The organism is Psychrilyobacter piezotolerans (assembly GCF_003391055.1).
GTDB classification, from domain to species: domain Bacteria; phylum Fusobacteriota; class Fusobacteriia; order Fusobacteriales; family Fusobacteriaceae; genus Psychrilyobacter; species Psychrilyobacter piezotolerans.
The window spans coordinates 1-6,157 of record NZ_QUAJ01000054.1; the positions used below are offsets into that span (position 1 = coordinate 1).

Here is a 6,157-nt window from a genome sequence, read left to right on the forward strand (position 1 = left end):
ATGGGAGGGTAGTTGCCATAAGAATATTGAGGGAATAAGGCCTTCAAAAAAAATAGTGAGGACGTTTGTTTGCTATACAAAAATTCTTGTTTTCAGTATTAAATACTATGAAATATCCATAAATAAGCAATTATTTGTCAAATTAACAAAGTTAAAAACTTAATAGATACATTGAGTTATCAAGGAAAATTAATAAAAAAAATTATTTACAAATAGGGAGGAAGAATATGTCTAAACCATTAAAATATGGAAACAAAGAGGTGAAATCCATATGAAAAAATACGATGATATTTTTTTAGAATTAGTTGATGATTTTTCAAAACATAGTTCGGTAGAAGCTATTCTTTTATGCGGTTCAAGGGTCGGTGATACTTTTGATGAAGATTCCGATTATGACCTATATATATATACTACGGAAGATCTCCCTTTGGATTTCAGAGAAAATATAGCAAATAAATACTTTAGTCATGTCGAACTAAATAACTCTATCTCGAAGAAAGAAGACCAGGGAATTTTTAAGAAAATCAATGTCCAGATTGATATTATATATAGGGAGATTAAGCAGATAGAAAAGATGCTGGAAGATATAACTATCAGGCATCATGCCTTAACAGGATACACTACCTGTTATTGGGAAAACCTCGTAAAATCAAATATTCTTTATGATAAAAATGGAGAATTAAGTAATCTTAAAAAAAAATTTGATGTGGATTATCCGAAAGAACTGAGAAAAAATATAATTGCAAAAAACTTTCCATTTTTAAATAAGATAGCTCCAGTTTATGCCAGTGAAATAAAAAAAGCCTTAAAAAGAAACGATCTTATCAGAGTTAATAAGAAAATTAATGAATTTTTTGAGAGTTATTTTGACATTATTTTTGCATTAAATATGAAACTACATACAGGAGAAAAAAACCTTTTAAAAATTACAACAGAACGGTTAAAACATCTTCCCAGAAATATGGAATCGGATATAAGAGAATTATTTGAAGGTCTATACAATGAAGATTTTGATACTGTGGACAAATTAAATGAAATTATCCACAGTTTAAGAGAATTATTAAAAGAAATGAACTTAATTTAGTTATCCTACGGAAATTTTATCTTTTGTATTTATATAATGAAGCAGAAGATTGTCTGTCTGTTTAAGTCTGCGGGAAATTTCTCTGGCTATATTGAGAATCAAAAGACAAAAAAGGTCTTTATCGGTATTATAAAAATCTAAAAAAAATTTTTTAGGAATCACGGCAAGCTCTACATCTCCTATAGCTATGGCAGAAAGTGTATGGGGCTGTATCCCAATTATGGATTCTTCGCCGATACAGCTTCCCTCTGCAAACTCAAAGAGCTGATAACTATTATAATTTATATCTTTAATTAATCTTATCTTCCCTTCCAGTATTATATAGATGTGTGTAGGGGCTTCATCCTGTTTAAAGATAAATTCCTTATCCTTATATGTTATCTTTTGCAATATCCGGAATATCTTATACAGCTGGGCTTCATTAAGACCTCCAAAGATAGAGATTTTACCAAGAATTTTAATAATTTTATCCATTTCAAAGAGTGGCGTTAATTCCTTCATAGTCGGCTCCTTTTTATAATTTATTGTGGTTTTTAAATAAGATATTTTTTATGGGATACTAAACTATATCTACAAAAGTAAATAAAACAATCCTTTTATTTTAATAAAAATACAGAGGTTAAAAAATAATAAAGGAGTTTTAAAAATAATGGCGAATATATTGTTACTATAAGATTTAAAAATAAAGTATTGAGGATGGGATAAATATGAGATTAGAAGAATTAGAGGAAATAATGTCTCCGGAAGATTTTAAAGAATTTGAAGCACTTTATTTTGCAAAAGAAGATGTATATTCTCCACAATGGTATATCCTTCAAGAGATGATGGAAAAAATTTTAGCAAAATATGGAGTGGATACCCCTGACAATCCACACGAAACGGAAGATGAAGAAGATGAAGAAGATTTTTAAAAACATAGAGGCCGCAAGGTTCGTAGATATCAAGGAAGAAAATTCGAAGAAAATAAAAAAAACATTAAACAAAAGGACACTCCATTAGGAGTGTCCTTTTAAAGTTGATTTTATTTGTTGAATGTTTAATCGACAAAATCATCAAACTTGGCACCAGTTAGATCAGCACCTGTTAAATTAATACCTGTTAAATCAGCACCTGTTAAATCAGCATAACTTAAATCAGCAGTACTTAAATCAACACCTTTTAAATTAGTACCCCTTAAATCAGCGTTCCTTAAACCAGCATAACTTAAGTCAGCATTATGTAAATCAGCACTACTTAAGTCAGCATTACGTAAATTAGCACTACTTAAGTCAGCACCTGTTAAATTAGCATCAGTTAATTTAGCACCAATTAAATTAGCACCACGTAAAATAGTAACAGTTAATTTAGCATTACTTAAATCAGCATTACGTAAATTAGTATAACTTAAATCAGTATTAGCCAGATCAACACCGTATAAATTAACATAACTTAGATCCGCATAAATAAATTTAGTATCGGTTAAATTGACACCTCGTAAATCAGCACTAGTTAAATTAACATTGATTAAATTAGCATTACTTAAATCAGCATCACATAAAACAGCATAACTTAAATCAAGATCCCTTAAATTAGCATAACTTAAATCAGCATTCCTCAAATCAGCATTCCTTAAATCACCACTTAAATCACCAGATTGGAAACACATAAAAACCTCCTTTTTAAAATTCTGTAAGCATTAAAAGTCTATTGATTATACCCTAAAAAAACTTTTAATGTTTATCTCTTTTTATTTTTTTCCAAGGTCAACATTATCTAAAACACTATAATTAAATATAAAATTATTATTTTTAGTATTTTTCATTTTATTTTATCATAAATTACTACACAAAAATACAGGTTAATATCCAAAAAAAAAAAATATATGAAATTCTTACCGATATTTTTATTTTAAAGTTTTAATCCTCTAATTTCATTTTCCAGCATTTCAGATTTTAATCATGTTAGACCTAAGATAAAATCGAATATATAAACAGAGGATTAATTTTAAGTTGTCGTATATACCTTGTATAAATTTATAAAAAATAAAAAAGGAGAAAATAATATGAAAAAATTTGTTGATGTCAGTAAAAGTGTTAAATGGGTTGGGATAATTGATCAGGATCTTACTAAATTTCACGGTGAGGAATTAGATATCCCCCATGGAACTTCTTTTAATTCGTATTTAATAAGAGACGAAAAAACAGTTTTGGTAGACACTGTAATTGAAAAATTTAGTACTCAGTGGATAGAGCAGTTAAAAGAAGAGATTGATTTAAATACTATTGATTATATTGTTATGAATCACAACGAACCCGACCATAGCGGTTCTTTAAGTGCATTGATGAAAGAAATTCCTAATACACCCATCTATTGTACAGATAAAGGTGTAGAAATTATAAAAGCTTATCATAAGATCGATGCTGAATTTAGAGTTGTAAAGACTGGGGATGTTTTAGACTTAGGGAAGAAAAAATTAACATTTGTTGAAATGAAAATGCTGCATTGGCCGGATTCAATGGCCTCTTATCTAAATGAAGAAAATATACTTTTTAGTAATGATGCTTTTGGCCAGCATTATGGAGCCAATGGATTATTCAACGATGAATGTGACCAGGATATCTTAAACTATGAGTCATTAAAATATTATGCCTGTATCCTGGCACCATTCAGCCCTCTGATTAAAAGAAAAATTGATGAAATATTAGGATTGAACTTAACAATTGATCAAATTTGTACTTCACATGGTGTAATCTGGAGAAAGAATCCCCTTCAAATTGTTGAAAAATATATGAAATGGTGTGATAACTATAAAGAAGATCAAATAGTGATAACTTATGATACTATGTGGGAAAGCACTAAAAAAATGGCAGAGTCTATAGCTGATGGGATTAGAAATATTTCTCCTTCTACACATATTTTATTGATTAACAGTGCTAAACATAGTGAAAGTGAGGTTCTGACAGAAATTTTTAAGTCAAAAGGGGTTTTATTCGGATCACCCACCATCAACAACAGGATACTGCCATCAATGGCTGCCCTATTAGAAGGTGTAAAAGGTTTGGGCTTTAAAGATAAAAGTACAGCAGCCTTTGGAAGTTATGGATGGAATGCCAAAAATTTAGATGTTATCAATGAAAGTTTAAGATTCACTTCTTTGAAAGTCGTAAATGAAGGAATAAAAGTTAACTGGAATTTAAACCGTGAAAGCAGGGAACTCTGCTATGAATTCGGGCAGGAATTTGCCTCAAGTTTAACAGATTAAAAGGAAAGAGCAACAGTCTTAGATATCTTTTAGAAAATCCTTTGAAAGAATATAGTTTTTTACCTTTTCTTGACAAAGTAATTTTTATGGAGTATTCTTTAGCAAATAAAAAAATTCAAAGGAGCAAAAGCCATGACTAGAAGATTTTCATCCTCGCAAAATTCTAAATGCCATAAAAAATATCATATATGCTTTTTGAATTTTTGATGTAAATCTATATCTGCAAAACTACTTTAATTTTATTAAATTTAAAGCCGTAGATGGAATATATCTAGGGCTTTTTTTATTTACCTAAAAGGAGGATTCATGATGAAAGGATTAAAAATGAACGATGAAAAACTTTGGGAAGCTATCCAAAGAGAGGAAGAACGTCAGGAGTACGGTTTGGAGCTTATAGCTTCTGAAAATTTTGTATCAGAGGCTGTAATGGAGGCAGCAGGAAGTGTAATGACGAACAAATACGCTGAAGGATATCCCCGAAAAAGATATTATGGAGGTTGCCAGTTTGTGGATGTTGCAGAGGAACTTGCTATCCAAAGAGCAGGAGAACTATTTGGGGTAAAATATGTAAATGTACAGCCCCATTCAGGTTCCCAGGCAAATATGGCAGTGTACAGAGGGCTGATAAACTCTGGAGACACTATCCTGGGAATGAAATTAGACCACGGCGGGCACTTGACCCACGGTAAAAATGTCAATTTTTCAGGACAGGACTACAAGGTATATTCTTATGGAGTAGACAAAGACACAGAAGTGATAGATTATAAAAAAGTGGAAGAAATGGCCCTTGAGGTAAAGCCCCGTATAATCGTGGCCGGGGCCAGTGCATATTCCCGTACAATAGATTTTAAGAGATTCAGGGAAATTGCAGACATGGTAGGAGCTTACCTTATGGTAGATATGGCACATATTGCAGGTCTTGTAGCTGCAGGAGAACATCCGTCTCCTATTCCTCATGCCCACGTTGTTACCACTACTACCCATAAAACTCTGAGAGGTCCCAGAGGAGGAATGATCCTAACCAATGACGAAGAGATCATAAAAAAGGTCAACAAAGTTATCTTCCCCGGAATTCAAGGGGGGCCCCTCATGCACATAATTGCTGCAAAGGCTGCGGCTTTCAACGAGGCCTTAGGTGTAGAATTCAAAGGATATCAGAAACAGGTAATAATAAATGCCCATACCCTGTCTGAGGAACTGAAAAAAGGAGGTTTAAGAATTGTCAGCGGGGGAACCGATAACCATATGATCTTGGTTGACCTTACCAATAAGGATCTTACCGGAAAAGAAGCCGAAAAGATCCTAGAAGAGGCAAATATCACGGTAAATAAAAATGGTATTCCCTATGATACTAAAAGCCCTTTTGTAACCAGTGGTATCAGGATAGGAACTCCTGCCCTTACAACCAGGGGGATGAAGGAAGGGGAAATGAAGGAAGTAGCCGCCTTAATTCTAAAATCTTTAAACAGCGGCGGTTCTCCTGAAAAATTAGAAGCCATAAAAAATGAGGTTGCAGAGCTCTGCAAGAGGTTCCCCCTTTATAGAGATTAATAGATCTTATTTGTCACTGTTTCTTCATCCTTGCCCAAAAAAGATAAAAATTCTAAAAAAGTACCCTATCGGATATTTTAAAAAAAATTAAAGGAGATCAATTAACTAAGGTACATAAATAAATTTAAAAGGTGGTAAAATTATGTTTAGTAAATGGAATCAATTAAGTTTAGTAAAAAGAATAATCGTTGGTCTAATCGTCGGTATCATATTAGCAATCGCTGCACCAGATGCAGCAAAACCAGTTGAATTATTGGGATCATTATTCGTAGGAGCACTAA

At 32.0% G+C, this 6,157-nt stretch carries 6 protein-coding genes; 4 read left to right on the top strand and 2 right to left on the bottom strand.

Annotation, left to right across the window (positions count from 1 at the left end):
* The first annotated feature begins 271 nt into the window (after positions 1-271).
* A complete protein-coding gene (locus tag DYH56_RS15350; RefSeq protein WP_114643741.1) occupies positions 272-1,084 on the top strand; it encodes a DUF4037 domain-containing protein in 813 nt (270 codons plus the stop codon).
* On the opposite strand, the gene DYH56_RS15355 is transcribed toward DYH56_RS15350, so the two are convergent.
* Positions 1,085-1,585 carry a cyclic nucleotide-binding domain-containing protein gene (locus DYH56_RS15355; protein WP_114643742.1) on the bottom strand — a complete coding sequence of 167 codons (501 nt, stop codon included), beginning with the start codon at positions 1,583-1,585 and terminating at the stop codon, positions 1,085-1,087.
* Between the two features lie 206 nt (positions 1,586-1,791).
* Between DYH56_RS15355 and DYH56_RS15360 the strand changes: the two genes are divergently transcribed.
* A complete protein-coding gene (locus tag DYH56_RS15360; protein ID WP_114643743.1) occupies positions 1,792-1,995 on the top strand; it encodes a hypothetical protein in 204 nt (67 codons plus the stop codon).
* A 125-nt stretch (positions 1,996-2,120) separates the two neighbouring features.
* On the opposite strand, the gene DYH56_RS15365 is transcribed toward DYH56_RS15360, so the two are convergent.
* Positions 2,121-2,729: a pentapeptide repeat-containing protein gene (locus DYH56_RS15365; RefSeq protein ID WP_114643744.1), complete on the bottom strand. Its 609-nt coding sequence runs from the start codon at positions 2,727-2,729 to the stop codon at positions 2,121-2,123.
* A gap of 396 nt (positions 2,730-3,125) precedes the next feature.
* Here DYH56_RS15365 and DYH56_RS15370 point away from each other — a divergent pair, with 396 nt between their 5' ends.
* The gene (locus DYH56_RS15370) at positions 3,126-4,325 is read left to right on the top strand and encodes an oxygen-binding di-iron domain-containing protein (RefSeq protein ID WP_114643745.1); all 1,200 of its coding nucleotides are present in this window, start codon (positions 3,126-3,128) and stop codon (positions 4,323-4,325) included.
* Positions 4,326-4,634: 309 nt separating this feature from the next.
* Positions 4,635-5,876 carry a serine hydroxymethyltransferase gene (gene glyA / locus DYH56_RS15375; RefSeq protein ID WP_114643746.1) on the top strand — a complete coding sequence of 414 codons (1,242 nt, stop codon included), beginning with the start codon at positions 4,635-4,637 and terminating at the stop codon, positions 5,874-5,876.
* Positions 5,877-6,157: the final 281 nt, after the last annotated feature.